Annotated in this window: 14 protein-coding genes; 6 read left to right on the top strand and 8 right to left on the bottom strand. The window is 60.6% G+C overall.

What is annotated here, in order from left to right:
- Positions 1-17: 17 nt before the first annotated feature.
- From mdtD to yccS, 4 genes are all read left to right on the top strand, one after another.
- Positions 18-1,445, top strand: coding sequence for a multidrug transporter subunit MdtD (gene mdtD / locus FRT59_RS13195; RefSeq protein WP_153837485.1), 1,428 nt, complete (start codon positions 18-20; stop codon positions 1,443-1,445).
- A 130-nt stretch (positions 1,446-1,575) separates the two neighbouring features.
- A complete protein-coding gene (dbpA, locus tag FRT59_RS13190) occupies positions 1,576-2,913 on the top strand; it encodes an ATP-dependent RNA helicase DbpA (RefSeq protein WP_231501119.1) in 1,338 nt (445 codons plus the stop codon).
- 161 nt (positions 2,914-3,074) lie between these two features.
- Complete coding sequence (locus FRT59_RS13185) at positions 3,075-4,253, top strand: BaiN/RdsA family NAD(P)/FAD-dependent oxidoreductase (RefSeq protein WP_198809666.1); 1,179 nt, start codon at positions 3,075-3,077, stop codon at positions 4,251-4,253.
- A 220-nt stretch (positions 4,254-4,473) separates the two neighbouring features.
- On the top strand, positions 4,474-6,657 hold the full coding sequence (yccS, locus tag FRT59_RS13180; protein ID WP_034116175.1) for a YccS family putative transporter: 2,184 nt from the start codon (positions 4,474-4,476) through the stop codon (positions 6,655-6,657).
- Positions 6,658-6,762: 105 nt separating this feature from the next.
- On the opposite strand, the gene FRT59_RS13175 is transcribed toward yccS, so the two are convergent.
- The gene (locus FRT59_RS13175; RefSeq protein ID WP_153871396.1) at positions 6,763-7,500 is read right to left on the bottom strand and encodes a substrate-binding periplasmic protein; all 738 of its coding nucleotides are present in this window, start codon (positions 7,498-7,500) and stop codon (positions 6,763-6,765) included.
- 198 nt (positions 7,501-7,698) lie between these two features.
- On the opposite strand from FRT59_RS13175, the gene FRT59_RS13170 reads away from it, so the two are divergent.
- Entirely contained in the window at positions 7,699-8,151 is a 453-nt protein-coding gene (locus FRT59_RS13170) for a GNAT family N-acetyltransferase (RefSeq protein ID WP_034116177.1), read from the top strand.
- A gap of 52 nt (positions 8,152-8,203) precedes the next feature.
- On the opposite strand, the gene FRT59_RS13165 is transcribed toward FRT59_RS13170, so the two are convergent.
- Genes FRT59_RS13165 through FRT59_RS13155 form a run of 3 tightly spaced genes read right to left on the bottom strand, consistent with a single transcriptional unit; the run spans position 8,204 to position 11,166 of the window.
- Positions 8,204-8,500 carry a winged helix-turn-helix domain-containing protein gene (locus FRT59_RS13165; protein WP_153871395.1) on the bottom strand — a complete coding sequence of 99 codons (297 nt, stop codon included), beginning with the start codon at positions 8,498-8,500 and terminating at the stop codon, positions 8,204-8,206.
- Between the two features lie 17 nt (positions 8,501-8,517).
- Positions 8,518-9,018 carry a M48 metallopeptidase family protein gene (locus FRT59_RS13160; protein ID WP_034116179.1) on the bottom strand — a complete coding sequence of 167 codons (501 nt, stop codon included), beginning with the start codon at positions 9,016-9,018 and terminating at the stop codon, positions 8,518-8,520.
- Positions 9,019-9,060: 42 nt separating this feature from the next.
- Positions 9,061-11,166, bottom strand: coding sequence for a putative bifunctional diguanylate cyclase/phosphodiesterase (locus FRT59_RS13155; RefSeq protein ID WP_153871394.1), 2,106 nt, complete (start codon positions 11,164-11,166; stop codon positions 9,061-9,063).
- Between the two features lie 310 nt (positions 11,167-11,476).
- Here FRT59_RS13155 and FRT59_RS13150 point away from each other — a divergent pair, with 310 nt between their 5' ends.
- Positions 11,477-12,142 (top strand): polysaccharide lyase family 7 protein, encoded by a 666-nt coding sequence (locus FRT59_RS13150; protein ID WP_153871393.1) that lies wholly within the window; start codon positions 11,477-11,479, stop codon positions 12,140-12,142.
- A 59-nt stretch (positions 12,143-12,201) separates the two neighbouring features.
- On the opposite strand, the gene fba is transcribed toward FRT59_RS13150, so the two are convergent.
- The 4 genes from fba to FRT59_RS13130 form a co-directional block, all read right to left on the bottom strand.
- Complete coding sequence (gene fba / locus FRT59_RS13145) at positions 12,202-13,266, bottom strand: class II fructose-bisphosphate aldolase (RefSeq protein ID WP_003177554.1); 1,065 nt, start codon at positions 13,264-13,266, stop codon at positions 12,202-12,204.
- Between the two features lie 123 nt (positions 13,267-13,389).
- Complete coding sequence (locus FRT59_RS13140; RefSeq protein ID WP_153871392.1) at positions 13,390-13,722, bottom strand: MliC family protein; 333 nt, start codon at positions 13,720-13,722, stop codon at positions 13,390-13,392.
- Positions 13,723-13,782: 60 nt separating this feature from the next.
- The gene (locus FRT59_RS13135) at positions 13,783-14,010 is read right to left on the bottom strand and encodes a hypothetical protein (protein ID WP_034116184.1); all 228 of its coding nucleotides are present in this window, start codon (positions 14,008-14,010) and stop codon (positions 13,783-13,785) included.
- Positions 14,011-14,041: 31 nt separating this feature from the next.
- A complete protein-coding gene (locus FRT59_RS13130) occupies positions 14,042-15,205 on the bottom strand; it encodes a phosphoglycerate kinase (RefSeq protein ID WP_153871391.1) in 1,164 nt (387 codons plus the stop codon).
- Positions 15,206-15,218: the final 13 nt, after the last annotated feature.

The raw sequence follows: 15,218 nt of genomic DNA, 5'->3' as shown, positions 1-15,218 counted from the left end.
CTAATAAAAGGGTTCCCATGCCTGATCGCGCCCCTCTCGATGCCAAGACCGCCCGCTGGCTACCCTGGGTGGTAGCGATTGCCTTCTTCATGCAGTCGCTGGATGGGACGATTCTCAACACCGCACTGCCGGCCATGGCCCGGGACCTCGCAGAAAACCCGCTACGTATGCAGGGCGTGGTGATCGCCTACATGCTCACCGTCGCCTTGCTGATTCCCGCGTCGGGCTGGATCGCTGACCGCTTTGGTACCAAGAAGATCTTCTTTGGCGCGATCATGCTGTTCAGCATCGGCTCTCTACTGTGTGCACTATCGAGCAGCCTGACCATGCTGGTGGGTGCTCGGGTGATCCAGGGCTTGGGCGGTGCGCTGATGCTGCCGGTCGGGCGGCTGGTGGTGCTGCGGGCTTATCCGCGTTCCGAGCTGGTGCGCATCATGGGTTTCATCACCATCCCCGGCCTGCTCGGCCCCTTGCTCGGCCCGACCATGGGCGGCTGGATGGTGCAATACCTGACCTGGCACTGGATCTTCCTGATCAACCTGCCGGTGGGCATGATCGGTTGCTACGCCGTGTGGAAGTTCATCCCCGACCTGCGTGGCAGTGAGCGCACACGCTTCGACGGCCTGGGTTTCCTGCTGTTCGGCGCGGCGATGGTGCTGATCACCATCGCCATGGAAGGCCTGGGCGAACTGCACCTGCCGCACCTGCGGGTGATGTTGCTGCTGTTCGGCGGGCTGGCGTGCCTGGCAGCGTACTGGCTGCGCGCCGGGCATATCGATAACCCGCTGTTCTCCCCGGTGCTGTTCAAGACCCGCACCTTTGCCGTGGGCATCCTGGGCAATCTGTTCGCACGGCTGGGCAGCGGCGCGTTGCCGTTCCTGGTACCGCTGCTGTTACAGGTGGCGCTGGGCTACTCACCGGCGGAAGCCGGGATGAGCATGCTGCCGCTGGCTGCGGCAGCGATGTTTGCCAAGTCCGTGGCCAGGCCGCTGATCGAGCGCCTCGGCTACCGCATCGTGCTGACCGGCAACACGTTGGCCCTGGGCATCATGCTGGCGAGCATGGGCCTGGTCAGCGAACACACGCCCTACCCGCTGCTGCTGGGCATGCTCGCGGTGCTGGGAGCGATCAACTCCCTGCAGTTCACCGCGATGAACACCGTGACCCTGATCGACCTCGACGACGCCCAGGCCAGTAGTGGCAACAGCTTGTTGTCGGTAGTAGCGCAGTTGTCCCTGAGCCTCGGCGTGGCCTGTGCCGGCGCACTGCTCGGCGGCTTTACCGCCGAAACCGGCAATGACGGCGTGGAAAGTGTACTTGGCGCCTTCCAGCTGACCTTCCTCACCGTAGGCATCATGGCGATGCTGGCGGCGGCGATCTTCCTGCAACTGTCGCCAAAAGACGGCAAACGCGTGGTCAGCCGCGAGCACGACATCGAGCACTAACGGGCTTCTCGTCGAGAACTTGCGGGGAAACCCAAGGGGGCCTGTTACACTGCGCGACATTTTGTTTTGCAGAGCCAGTCCCGTGACTACCATCGCCACCGCTTTTAATACTTTGCCCCTGTCCGCCGCCATGCTGGCTAACCTCGACTCGCTGGGTTATGTCGAGATGACGCAGATCCAGGCGCAAAGCTTGCCGGTGATCCTCAAAGGGCTGGACCTGATTGCCCAGGCCAAGACCGGTAGCGGCAAGACCGCCGCGTTCGGTATCGGCCTGTTGAACCCGATCAACCCGCGTTACTTCGGTTGCCAGGCGCTGGTGATGTGCCCGACCCGTGAGCTGGCCGACCAGGTCGCCAAGGAAATCCGCCGCCTGGCCCGGGCCGAAGACAACATCAAGGTGTTGACCCTGTGCGGCGGCGTGTCCCTGGGCCCACAGATCGCTTCCCTGGAGCACGGCGCCCACGTCATCGTCGGCACCCCGGGCCGCATCCAGCAGCACCTGCGCAAAGGCTCGCTGGTACTGGACGGCTTGAACACCCTGATCCTCGACGAAGCCGACCGCATGCTCGACATGGGCTTCTACGACGCCATCGAAGACATCATCAGCAAGACCCCGCCCCGCCGCCAGACCCTGCTGTTCTCGGCCACCTACCCGGTCAGCATCAAGCAACTGGCGTCCAAGTTCATGCGGGCGCCGCAACAGGTGAAAGCCGAAGCGTTTCACTCCGACGACCAGATCGAACAGCGCTTCTACGAGATCTCCCCGGAAGAGCGCATGGACGCCGTGACCAAGGTACTGGCGCACTTCCGCCCGGCCTCCTGCGTTGCGTTCTGCTTCACCAAGCAGCAGGTGCAGGAAACCGTCGACCACCTGACCTCCAAAGGCATTTCCGCCGTCGGCCTGCACGGCGACCTGGAACAGCGCGACCGTGACCAGGTACTGGCGATGTTCGCCAACCGCAGCACTTCGGTGCTGGTAGCCACTGACGTCGCCGCCCGTGGCCTGGACATCGACTCGCTGGACATGGTGATCAACGTCGAACTGGCCCGCGACTCGGAAATCCACATTCACCGTGTAGGCCGTACCGGTCGTGCCGGCGAGACCGGTATCGCCATCAGCCTGGTGGCGCCGTCCGAAGCGCACCGCGCCCAGGCCATCGAGCAGTTGCAGAAATCACCACTGAACTGGGACCAACTGGACAACCTCAAGCCGCAAAGCGGTGGTCCGCTGCTGCCGCAGATGAGCACCCTGTGCATCGCAGCCGGGCGTAAAGACAAGGTTCGCCCAGGCGACATCCTTGGCGCGTTGACCGGTGAAGCCGGCATCCCGGGCGCCCAGGTCGGCAAGATCGCGATTTTCGACTTCCAGGCATTCGTGGCCGTGGAACGCGGGATCGCCAAGCAGGCGTTGCAGCGCTTGAATGACGGCAAGATCAAGGGCCGGTCGTTGCGTGTTCGGATCCTGTAAAAAATCTCTCCTGCCGAGTGGAGATTAAAATGTGGGAGGGGGCTTGCCCCCGATAGCAGTGTGTCAGTCAGTACATCTGTAACTGACAGATTGCTATCGGGGGCAAGCCCCCTCCCACATTTGACTGTATTTCAAATTAGAACTTGTATGAGGACATTGCTGTGCGCTCGACCGAAGTTGTGATCATTGGCGCCGGCGCCGCAGGCTTGATGTGCGCACTGACCGCCGCCGGGCGTGGGCGCAAGGTGATGTTGATCGACCACGCCAACAAGGCCGGCAAGAAGATCCTGATGTCCGGCGGTGGCCGCTGCAACTTCACCAATATGTACACCGAGCCGGCCAACTTCCTCTCGCACAACTCACACTTTTGCAAGTCGGCCCTGGCGCGCTACACCCAGTGGGACTTTATCGCGCTGGTGGCCAAGCACGGTGTGCCCTACCACGAGAAAAAACTCGGCCAGTTGTTCTGCGATAACAAGTCCAGCGACATCCTTGGCATGCTGCTCGATGAGTGCATCCAGACCGGCGTGAGCCTGCACCTGGACACTTCGATTGAGGAAATTGCCAGGATCGACAGCGGCTATCAGTTGCAAACCACCTTGGGCGAGCTGCGCTGCGAATCCTTGGTGATCGCCACCGGCGGCCTGTCGATCCCGACCCTGGGCGCCACCGGTTTCGGATATCAAGTGGCCAGGCAATTCGGCCACGAACTGCTGCCGACCCGCGCCGGGCTGGTGCCGTTCACCATCACCGACCAGCTCAAGGAATTGTGCGGCGAGTTATCCGGTACGTCGGTGGATTGCCTGGTCAGCTGCAACGACCAGAGCTTTCGCGAGAACATCCTGTTTACCCATCGCGGCCTGAGCGGGCCGGCGATTTTGCAGATTTCTTCCTATTGGGAATCCGGCGACACGGTGGAAATCAACCTGCTGCCCGATCACGATGCCCATGCCTGGCTGCAACAGCAACAGGTCGAGCATCCCAACAGCGAGTTGAAAACCCTGCTGGGCGAAATTTTCACCAAGAAGATGGCCAACCTGTTGGCGCAGATCTGGTTTGTGTCCAAGCCGATGAAGCAGTACACCCACGCTGAAATCGCCGACATTGCGCAAAAGCTCGGTAGCTGGCAATTGGTGCCGGCGGGCACCGAGGGCTATCGCACCGCCGAGGTGACATTGGGTGGGGTGGATACGCGGGAAGTGTCGTCCAAGACCATGGAATCGCTGAAAAGCCCTGGTTTGTACTTTATTGGGGAAGTGCTGGATGTAACGGGCCACCTGGGCGGGTTCAACTTCCAGTGGGCCTGGGCTTCCGGTTACGCCGCAGCTCAGTTTGTTTGACACGACGCAGTAAAAAATGTGGGAGGGGGCTTGCTCCCGATAGCGGTGTATCAGTCACAGATGTTCTGGCTGACACACTGCAATCGGGAGCAAGCCCCCTCCCACATTTTGATTTGCGGTGTGCCTGAAGAAAATTTGCAGTTGTATGTGATCACCACCCTTGCCGTGGCGTCCTTGATAGCTCAATTTAGCGGCACTGTCCCGGAAGACTCCAGACTTCATGTCATCGACCTCGTTCAAGCAGTCCATGCGGCGCCTGTGGGCGCTGGATAAATTCAGCTACAGCGTACGGGTGTTCATCGCCCTCACCGGCAGCATGGCGCTGTGTTGGTACCAGGATGAAATGACGCTGCTGATCCCGCTGTTCCTGGGGATCATCGCCAGCGCCCTGGCCGAGACCGATGACAGTTGGCAAGGCCGCCTCAATGCCCTGGCGGTAACGCTGGTGTGCTTCAGCATCGCTGCGCTGTCAGTGGAGCTGCTGTTTCCTTACCCGTGGATCTTTGCCATCGCGCTGGCCCTGGCTAGTTTCTGCCTGACCATGCTCGGCGCCTTGGGCGAACGCTATGGCGCGATTGCCTCAGCCACCTTGATTCTGTCGGTCTACACCATGATCGGCGTAGACCAGCGCGGCGGTGCCGTCACGGACTTCTGGCACGAGCCGCTGCTGCTGGTGGCCGGTGCCGCCTGGTACGGCGTGCTGTCGGTGCTGTGGCAGGCGCTGTTTTCCAACCAGCCGGTGCAGCAGAGCCTGGCACGGTTATTCCGTGAACTGGGGCGCTACCTCAAGCTCAAGTCGTCGCTGTTCGAGCCGATCCGCCAGCTGGATGTGGAAGCGCGACGCCTGGAATTGGCGCAGCAAAATGGCCGGGTGGTCGCTGCACTGAATGCGGCCAAGGAAATCATCCTGCATCGCGTCGGCAACGGGCGGCCAGGCTCGAAGGTCAGCCGCTACCTGAAACTCTACTTTCTGGCCCAGGACATCCACGAGCGCGCCAGTTCCTCCCACTACCCCTACAACGCGCTCACCGACGCCTTTTTCCACAGCGATGTGCTGTTCCGCTGCCAGCGCCTGCTGCGCCAGCAAGGCAAGGCGTGCCAGACCCTGGCCGAATCGATCCAACTGCGCCAACCGTTCATCTATGACGACAGCTTCGCCCAAGCCCTGGGCGATTTGAACGCCTCCCTGGAACACCTGCGCATCCAGAGCAACCCCGCCTGGCGTGGCCTGCTGCGTTCGTTGCGTGCCTTGGCGGCCAACCTGTCCACCCTCGACCGCCTGCTGGGTGACGCCAGCAACCCCGATGCCCTGGCCGACGCGACCGACAGCAACCTGCTCGACCGCGCCCCGCGCAACCTCAAGGAAATGTGGACGCGCCTGCGTACCCAGTTGACGCCGACCTCGCTGCTGTTTCGCCACGCCCTGCGCCTGTCCCTGGCGTTGACCATCGGCTATGGCACCCTGCATGCGATCCACGCCTCCCAAGGCTACTGGATCATCCTCACCACCCTGTTTGTCTGCCAGCCCAGCTACGGTGCGACCCGGCGCAAGCTCGGCCAGCGGATCATCGGCACCGCCATCGGCCTCACCGTGGCCTGGGCGCTGTTCGACCTGTTCCCCAACCCCGTGGTGCAGTCGATGTTCGCCATCGCCGCGGGCCTGGTGTTTTTTATCAACCGCACCACGCGCTACACCCTGGCCACCGCGGCGATTACCCTGATGGTGCTGTTCTGCTTCAACCAGGTGGGCGATGGCTACGGGCTGTTCCTGCCAAGGCTGTTCGACACCTTGCTCGGCAGCCTGATCGCGGGCCTGGCGGTATTCCTGTTCCTGCCGGACTGGCAAGGCCGGCGCTTGAACAAAGTGCTGGCCAACACCCTGACCTGCAACAGCATCTACCTGCGCCAGATCATGCAGCAATACGCCGCCGGCAAGAGCGACGACCTGGCCTACCGCCTGGCCCGCCGCAACGCCCACAACGCCGATGCCGCGCTGTCCACCACCCTGGCGAACATGCTGATGGAACCGGGGCACTTCCGTAAGGAGGCCGACGTGGGCTTCCGCTTTCTGGTGCTGTCACACACCTTGCTCAGCTATTTGTCGGGGCTGGGGGCGCATCGAGAAACGCTGCTGCCGACCGATGTGCGCGAGCATTTGATCGACGGTGCCGGCCACACCCTGGCGATGAGCATCGATGAAATCGCCAGCGGGCTGGCGAATAAACAGCCGATTGCGATTCAGAGTGATGCCGAGGAGGCATTGGCGGCAGAGCTGGAGCAAATGCCGGATGAGATTGATGAGGGGCAACGGTTGGTGCAGACGCAATTGGCGTTGATCTGTCGGCAGTTGGGGCCGTTGCGCACACTGGCGGCGCATCTGATCAAAGATACCAGCGCGGCATAGACCGCTATCGGGAGCAAGCCCCCTCCCACATTCGACCGCATTCCAAAAGACATACGCGGAGCAAATGTGGGAGGGGGCTTGCTCCCGATGAGGCCCGCAAGCACGCTACATCCCATGCGCCTTGATCAACCGCGCATAACTGCCATCAGCCTTCATCCTGGCAATCTCCCGATCAAAACTGGCGACGATCTGCGCATGCTCGGGATTCTTCAAACTGACGAGGATATGCAGGCTGTTCTCGCTCAGCGGCTTGCCCACAAACGCCACGGCATTGCGTACCCGTGGTGACTCCCGTGCCAGGTAATAACGCGCCACGTATTCATCCTCCAGTGTCAACCGCACGCGCTGCGCCGCCAGCATGCGCACGGCCATGGCGAAGTTATGCACCGGCACTTTTTGTAACTGGGTGTCTTGATCAAACGCCGCCGAATAAGCGTAACCGCGCACCACAGCGATGGCCTCGTCGTGCAGTTCCTCCAGGCTGTGATAGTCGATCGAGTCGTCGCTACGCTTGAGAAAGCGCACACGGTTGAGCAAGTACTCGCCGGAAAACTGCCCCAGCTGCGTGCGGGCGTCGTCATACCAAGCGTTGATCAGCACGTCGTAACGCCCATCACCCACACCCTTCAACGCACGAGCCCAGGGCACCTGCTCAAAATCACTGGCGTACCCCGCACGCGCCAGCGCCGTAGTGACGAGGTCCGTGGCCAAGCCACCATTGATCAAGGTGGCATCGGTAAACGGTGGCCAGCCATCCGCCACCAGGCGCAGGCGTTGTGCCATCGCCGGTTGAGCCAGCAGCAGCACTGCGATCAAAGCAACGGCACGAGTCAATCGCGGCATGCTTAAAGTCCTTGGCGGGCAGGCGGTGGCCTGATAACAGTAGCTCATCAATGAGCGTGCATTGCAGATTACACAAAGAAGCCAACGCCGCACGCACTGAATGATGGCAAATTGACGCCATTCACAAAATTGCCGATTTTAGACAGTGGCGCCTGCCGCGCTTACTATCCGTGACACGTCTTTATAAGAGCACACATCATGACGGTTGATTGGGTCTGCAAACATCACGACGACTTGGGCAAGGAACAGCTATACGCCATCCTGCGCCTGCGCAGCGAGGTCTTCGTCGTCGAGCAAAAATGCGTTTACCAGGACATTGACAGCCAGGACCTGGCGGGTGACACCCACCACCTGATGGCCTGGCAAAATGACGAGCTGGTGGCATACCTGCGGTTAATGGACCCGGAATCCCAGGGCGGCGACGTGGTGATCGGCCGCGTCATCGTAGCAAAGGTGGCACGGGGCACCGGGCTTGGGCATCAAATGATGGAAGAGACACTCAAGCGTATAGAGGATATCTGGCCAGAAACGCCAATTTATCTGTCGGCGCAAGCGCACTTGCAGGGCTATTACGGGCGGTATGGGTTTGTGGTGGCGGGTGAGGAATACCTGGAGGACGACATTCCACATATTGGTATGCGGCGAGTTTGAGGGCCTCATCGGGGGCAAGCCCCCGATGGCGCTGGTCCAGCCACCGCCCGTTTCAGGGGTAACCCAACACCTGCTTGATCGACGCAAGATTGACCTCGATCCACCCCCGATCAATCGCGCCCCACTCGCGAATCCGATAATGCCCGGCATGGTTGCGGGCACCCTCTTCCTGTTCAAACTCGCAAACGATATCCAAGTCAGCCAACGCCGCAATCGTGTCCTGGGCCGTGCGTCGAGGCATGCCGGTAGCCTCGGTCAGCGCCGGAACGCTGCTGGCTACCTGGCTGTCGATCAAGTACGCCACGTACAGGCGGCGGTAGAAGCTGCTTTTGGTCTTGCTCACATCCATGGTCAGTCGCCTTGGGGTTAGGGCTTGCCTTGCAAATCGCGCCAGGTGAGGTACACGCGCAGATCGAATTCCACCTGATGATAGCCCGGCATCATGTATTCACAGAGTTTATAGAACGCTTTGTTGTGGTCCGACTCTTTGAAGTGCGCCAGCTCGTGCACCACGATCATGCGCAGAAACTCCGGCGCAGCCTCCTTGAACAGTGAAGCGATGCGAATCTCTTTTTTGGATTTGAGATTGCCGCCCTGCACTCGGGAAATCGTGGTGTGCAACCCCAGGGCGCGATGAGTCAGGTCCAGCCGATTATCGAACAGCACCTTATCGATAGACGGTGCGTTGCGCAGATGCTCCTGCTTCAAGGCCAGGGCGTAGGCGTACAGGGCCTTGTCGCTCTGCACGGCGTGACGCTCGGGGTAACGCTCTTCCAGGTAGGCACCCAACTTATCCTTGGCGATCAGTTGGCGCACTTGCTCCTGGAGCGCAGCGGGGTAGGCCTGGAGGTATTTCAACGCGGTCATGGGGTCTGCAACGCAATTGGGACGGGCGCCAGTGTAGCGAATTCAACGCGCGCGAGGGTACGACCAACCGGCAACGTCATCGGCCATCAGTGGCAGCGCCGCCCACGAGCCCTGGATACAGGTGCAGCCATTAGCCTTGAGCCACTCGGTTTGTTCAACGGTCTCCACACCTTCGGCGATCACCAGCACATCAAAATGCCCGCACAGTTGGATGATGCTGTGGGCCATCGCCGCATCCCGCGCCGATCCAGGCAGGCGGGCTACCAGTCGTGGGTCAAGCTTAAGGGTGTCGAATTCCAAGTCGCGCAAATGGGCCAGGGAACAGTGGCCCGTGCCAAAGTCATCCAGGGCAATTCGCACCCCAATCCGGCGCAGTAACTGCAGTTGTTTGGTGGACTCCTCAAGATTACTCATCAGGCAGTCCTCGCCGATTTCCACCTCCAACTGCCGCCCCCGCAGCCCATGTCGCTCCAGTACCTGCTGCAGTTGGTTGGCCAGGTTGGGCATATTGAACTGGCTGCTGCTCAGGCTCACGCTCAGCACCAGCTCAGGGTCGAAGGTGGCTTGCCAGGCCTGGCGCTGGGCGGCAACTTGCTGGTAGATCCAGGCGCTCAACTGGCTGATCAAGCGCGCCTCTTCCAGCAGCGGCAAGAACAAACCCGGCGGCACATCGCCGACGCTCGGATGCTGCCAGCGCAACAGCGCCTCGACGCCACGCAAACGCCCATCCTCCAGAGACACCTGGGGCTGGTACACCAGAGTGAAATCCTTGTTCTGAATGGCGTTGCGCACGCTGTCTTCAAGCATCAGCCGCGAGCGGGCGCGGCCGTTCATTTCCTGATCGTAATAACGATATTGCTGACGGCCGGCGCGCTTGGCTTCGTACATGGCGATGTCCGCCGCCCGCAGCAGGCCGTTCAGGTCCGAGCCGCAATCCGGGAACGTCGCGATACCGATACTGACGCCGAGCATCACCTCCAAGCCGTCGACCTGCTGGCACACAGACACCCGCTCGATCAGCTTTTCCGCAATCTTCGCTGCCTGCTCGGGGAATTCCAGCTCCAGCAGCGCGGTGAACTCGTCTCCGCCCATGCGCCCGAGAATGTCGTAGGAACGCAGACACGCCTGCATCTGTTCAGACACCCAACGCAGCACGCGGTCGCCAGCGTCGTGGCCCAGCGTATCGTTGACCCGCTTGAAGCCATCCAGGTCCAGGTACAGCAACACCAGTGCCTGCTCGTTGCGCTCGCTGCGCAGCAAGGTGTTTTCCACCGCCTGATGAAAGCCACGCCGGTTCAGCAAGCCGGTCAATGGGTCGGTCACGGCCTGGAATTCCAATTGCTGATGCAGATGACGCACTTCAGACATGTCCAGCACCGTCACCACCATGGCCTTCTGCTCGGCGGGCAAGGGCGCGCAGGACAACGCCACCGGCACCTGCTGGCCACGGCCAGTGCGCAAAATGGCGTCGTGCTGGCGCCACGTCTCGCCCTTGCGATACGCCTCGTACATCGGGAACCCCAACCAAGTGGGCACATGGGGTTTTTGCAGGAAACTCAGGAAACTCTCGCCCTGCAACTCGGCCATCGTGGCATTCAGCAGCCGCGAGATCGCCGGGTTGGCGTACTCAATCACACTGGCTTCGCCCACCACCAGAATGCCCTCGGCGGCGTTATCCAGCACCGAGGCATTGAAGGCGCGAGCCAACTCCAGGTCATGGCTCAGGCGCTGCAAGGCACGGCGATTGCGTTGATGCTCCAGCAGCGCCTGCACCTTGGGCTTGAGGATATGCGGGTCAAAGGGCTTGAACAGGTAATCAATAGCGCCGCTGGCATAGCCTTCCAATACGGCAGCTGCCGATTGGGCGTTGGCACTCAGGAAAATTATCGGCGTCATGCGCGTACGCTGATTGCCGCGCATCAGGCGAGCGACTTCAAAACCGTCCATGCCGGGCATCATCACATCCAGCAGTACCAGGTCGACGTCATGCTCCAGTAGCAGTTCCAGCGCTTCCAGGCCCGAAGCTGCGGTCATCACCTGCCAGTCATCACGCTGCAACAGAGCGCGCATGCTGATCAGGTTTTCCGGGTAGTCATCGACCACCAGAAGAACCGAATTGCCATCACCGTAATGTGGAGCGCATTCCATGCTACGTCTCTTCCTTAAGGAGCAACTCCGGTCATTTCTGACAGAAAACCCGGACAAACTTTGAGGCCTCACTCTAGCCTTGGATCCTAAAAAGCAGAAGTGACGTAGATGCCCTCATTGCGCCAAAGCCGGGGAAGCCGACTAACGGTCAGAGCCTGTAGCCCGCGGTTCATGGGCAACATGGCTTTTTGGCATTCCTTTGACGCCAAGAAATTGCCAGCAATTGTTTAACAATCCCAAGGTCACCGCCTATAAAGAACCTGTAAGGCCCTTGGGCCAACGCCTTCACCCTCTGTAAAAGGCCAACACCATGATCGACCTTTCCACCTGGAACCTGAGCATTCCGGTCGGCTCCCCGCCTACGACCATCGATACACCGAAGCTGCTGAGCGGCTTCAACGATCAATACTTCCAGGCCGAAGGCAGCGATGTGCAGTTCTGGACCCCCGTCACCGGCACCCGCACCGAAAACGCCATCTACCCGCGCAGCGAACTGCGCGAAACCTACGCCGACGGGCGTCTGCGCAACTGGACCTACCCCGAAGCCGACAACTTCCTGCGCGCCACGCTGGCAGTTAACCAAGTGCCCTCCTCCGGCAAGATCGTGATCGGCCAGATCCACGCCTACGACAGCCAGAAACCGCTGATCAAACTGGAGTACCAGTTCAAGGAAAAAACCCAGACCGGCAACATCGTCGCCAAGGTGCGCATGCGCCCGGATGAAGCCGAAAGCCGGGTGATCATCGTCGCCTCCAATGTGCCGCTGGAGAAGAGCTTCACCTATGTAATCAACCTCAACAAAGCCGGGCTGCTCAGCGTGTATGCCGCCGACAGCGAGTGGAATGAACGCATTGGCGCGGCCTGGGGCGACAAGCCGTTGTACTTCAAGGCGGGGGTGTATGTGCAGGACAACAGCGGGAACAGCAAGGAAGGCGCACGGGTAACGTTTGCGAAGCTGGATATTGATCACGAATAAACGTTTTAACAGGCACAAAAAACCCGCATCTCTGCGGGTTTTTTATTAACGACTGAGGCTTAGTTTACCTTAGCGTTCAACTCACCTTTCAAATACCGCTGGTACATCGCTTCCAACGAGATCGGCTTGATCTTCGACGCATTACCAGCAGTGCCGAAAGCTTCGTAGCGCGCAATACACACATCACGCATCGCAGTCACGGTAGCGCCGAAGAATTTACGTGGGTCAAATTCGCTTGGGTTAGTGGCCATCAGGCGACGCATCGCACCCGTGGACGCCAGGCGCAGGTCGGTGTCGATGTTGACCTTACGCACGCCGTACTTGATGCCTTCGACGATTTCTTCAACCGGTACGCCGTAGGTTTCTTTGATGTCGCCGCCGTACTGGTTGATGATCGCCAACCACTCTTGCGGTACCGAGGAAGAACCGTGCATCACCAGGTGGGTGTTAGGGATGCGCTTGTGGATTTCCTTGATGCGGTCGATGGCCAGCACGTCGCCAGTAGGCGGCTTGGTGAACTTGTAGGCGCCGTGGCTGGTGCCGATGGCGATGGCCAGGGCGTCGACCTGGGTCTTCTTGACGAAGTCGGCGGCTTCTTCCGGGTCGGTCAGCATCTGGCTGTGATCCAGCACGCCTTCGGCGCCGATGCCGTCTTCTTCGCCGGCCATGCCGGTTTCCAGCGAACCCAGGCAGCCCAGCTCGCCTTCAACCGAAACGCCGCAGGCGTGAGCCATGGCCACGGTTTGTTGGGTAACGCGTACGTTGTACTCGTAGTCGGTTGGGGTCTTGCCGTCTTCGCCGAGGGAGCCGTCCATCATTACCGAGCTGAAGCCCAGTTGGATGGAGCGCTGGCACACGTCAGGGCTGGTGCCGTGGTCCTGGTGCATGCACACCGGGATGTGCGGGAACTCTTCGATGGCGGCGAGGATCAGGTGGCGCAGGAATGGGGCGCCGGCGTATTTGCGCGCACCGGCCGAAGCCTGGACGATCACGGGGGAGTCGGTCTTGTCAGCGGCTTCCATGATGGCGCGCATCTGCTCAAGGTTGTTGACGTTAAAGGCTGGGACGCCGTAGCCGAACTCGGCTGCGTGGTCCAGCATTTGACGCATGCTGATAAGTGCCATTGTGTTGTCTCTCCCGGTCGAGGGTCGTTAATCGTGCAAGCCTGCCGTAGCGGCGACTGCTATTCAAGTTATTGCAGATCAAGGGGTTAAGCTTGAGCTGCTGAATCGTTATTGCTGTCGGGTTCAGTTGGCTTTGCAGCCGCGCCCAATCAAATCATCGGTGGCAACCCAGTACACCAGGCCTTCCTCACCTTTGGTGTGAAACGCCAACTGGCCGTCGCTGTACAGCACGCCCGAGGCGGCAATTTCTTGCTTGAGACGGTAAACCTGGTCCGAACCGCCGAGGCGTACATCCACCTGCGAACGGTCCTGGTTAGCAAAGCGCCAGTTGACCTCGGCCTTGCTGTCGCAGGTCCAGGTGGTCCACTTGTCGGCCGGCTCGGCCTTGTTGAACATGTTCATGCTGCTGCAGCCGGCCAGCAAGACCAGGGCTGCCAGGGCGAAAACGCCTTTCATTGCCAATCCTCGCAGGGCGACCTGGGGTCGCCGTGGCTGTCGGTTAGTGGATCAGACCCATCATGGGCAACCCTGTTCCTGACCGTTGGGCGCGGAGTCGTATTTCTCCAGCCGTTCGTTGCCGATGCGCTTGTTGATCACCGGCATCGTCTCGGCTTGCCAGTCAGCCTGGTAACAGCTCTTTCTCAGCGGTGCCGTGGCGTTATCCGCGTCGGGCGCCGCGCTGGGTGTGCTGCCGCAGCCCGCCAACAGGCCCGCTGCGATCACCAGTGCCAACGACTTGATCATGGGAACGCTCCTTTTCCTGATCACGCGAGCCTTAACCTTTGGCTCGGGTTTCCAGCACTTCCACGGCCGGCAGGACCTTGCCCTCGACGAATTCGAGGAAGGCGCCGCCACCGGTGGAAATGTAGGAGATCTGATCAGCAACGCCATATTTATCAATGGCCGCCAAGGTATCGCCACCGCCAGCGATGGAGAAGGCCGAGCTTTCAGCGATCGCTTTAGCCAGCACTTTGGTCCCGTTGCCGAATTGGTCGAACTCGAACACGCCTACCGGGCCATTCCACAGAATAGTCTGGGATGCCTTGAGCAGCTCGGCGAAGTTGGCTGCGGTTTGCGGGCCGATGTCCAGAATCATGTCGTCATCAGCCACGTCAGCGATGAGCTTGACGGTGGCTGCGGCGCTTTCTGCAAACTCTTTGGCAACGACCACGTCTACCGGCAGCGGTACGCTGACCTTGGCGGCGATAGCGCGGGCGGTGTCGAGCAGGTCCGGCTCATACAGGGACTTGCCCACCGGGTGACCGGCTGCTGCCAGGAAGGTATTGGCGATGCCGCCGCCGACGATCAACTGGTTGCAGATCTGGCTCAGGCTGTTGAGCACGTCCAGCTTGGTGGAGACTTTGGAACCGGCAACAATGGCAGCCATCGGTTGCGCCGGAGCGCCCAGGGCCTTGCCCAACGCATCCAGCTCGGCAGCCAGCAGCGGGCCCGCCGCCGCAACCTTGGCGAACTTGGCCACGCCGTGGGTCGAACCTTCGGCGCGGTGGGCAGTGCCGAAAGCGTCCATCACGAACACGTCGCACAGCGCTGCATATTGCTGGGCCAGTTCGTCGCTGTTCTTTTTCTCGCCCTTGTTGAAGCGCACGTTTTCGAACAGCACGATGTCGCCAGGCTTAACGTCAACACCGCCCAGGTAGTCCGCCACCAACGGCACGTCACGGCCCAGGGCCTTGCTCAGGTAATCGGCTACCGGCTTGAGGCTGTTTTCGGCAGAGAACTCACCTTCAGTCGGGCGACCCAGGTGGGAGCAGACCATCACGGCCGCGCCTTTTTCCAGGGCCAGCTTGATGGTCGGCAGCGAGGCCAGGATTCGCGCATCGCTGGTGACAACACCGTCCTTGACTGGGACGTTGAGGTCTTCGCGAATCAGTACGCGCTTACCTTGCAGATCGAGGTCGGTCATCTTCAACACGGTCATGGGTCGCAGTTCC

Origin of the sequence: Pseudomonas haemolytica (assembly GCF_009659625.1) — a bacterium.
GTDB classification, from domain to species: Bacteria; Pseudomonadota; Gammaproteobacteria; order Pseudomonadales; family Pseudomonadaceae; genus Aquipseudomonas; species Aquipseudomonas haemolytica.
This window is presented reverse-complemented; position numbering and strand designations above follow the sequence as displayed.

Coding starts and splice junctions, on each gene's coding strand:
- fba (WP_003177554.1), bottom strand. CDS start 13,266: ATGGCACTTATCAGCATGCGTCAAATGCTGGACCACGCAGCCGAGTTC.
- dbpA (WP_231501119.1), top strand. CDS start 1,576: ATGCTGGCTAACCTCGACTCGCTGGGTTATGTCGAGATGACGCAGATC.
- FRT59_RS13165 (WP_153871395.1), bottom strand. CDS start 8,500: ATGGATGTGAGCAAGACCAAAAGCAGCTTCTACCGCCGCCTGTACGTG.
- FRT59_RS13130 (WP_153871391.1), bottom strand. CDS start 15,205: ATGACCGTGTTGAAGATGACCGACCTCGATCTGCAAGGTAAGCGCGTA.
- FRT59_RS13135 (WP_034116184.1), bottom strand. CDS start 14,010: ATGATCAAGTCGTTGGCACTGGTGATCGCAGCGGGCCTGTTGGCGGGC.
- yccS (WP_034116175.1), top strand. CDS start 4,474: ATGTCATCGACCTCGTTCAAGCAGTCCATGCGGCGCCTGTGGGCGCTG.
- mdtD (WP_153837485.1), top strand. CDS start 18: ATGCCTGATCGCGCCCCTCTCGATGCCAAGACCGCCCGCTGGCTACCC.
- FRT59_RS13175 (WP_153871396.1), bottom strand. CDS start 7,500: ATGCCGCGATTGACTCGTGCCGTTGCTTTGATCGCAGTGCTGCTGCTG.
- FRT59_RS13150 (WP_153871393.1), top strand. CDS start 11,477: ATGATCGACCTTTCCACCTGGAACCTGAGCATTCCGGTCGGCTCCCCG.
- FRT59_RS13140 (WP_153871392.1), bottom strand. CDS start 13,722: ATGAAAGGCGTTTTCGCCCTGGCAGCCCTGGTCTTGCTGGCCGGCTGC.
- FRT59_RS13170 (WP_034116177.1), top strand. CDS start 7,699: ATGACGGTTGATTGGGTCTGCAAACATCACGACGACTTGGGCAAGGAA.
- FRT59_RS13155 (WP_153871394.1), bottom strand. CDS start 11,166: ATGGAATGCGCTCCACATTACGGTGATGGCAATTCGGTTCTTCTGGTG.
- FRT59_RS13160 (WP_034116179.1), bottom strand. CDS start 9,018: ATGACCGCGTTGAAATACCTCCAGGCCTACCCCGCTGCGCTCCAGGAG.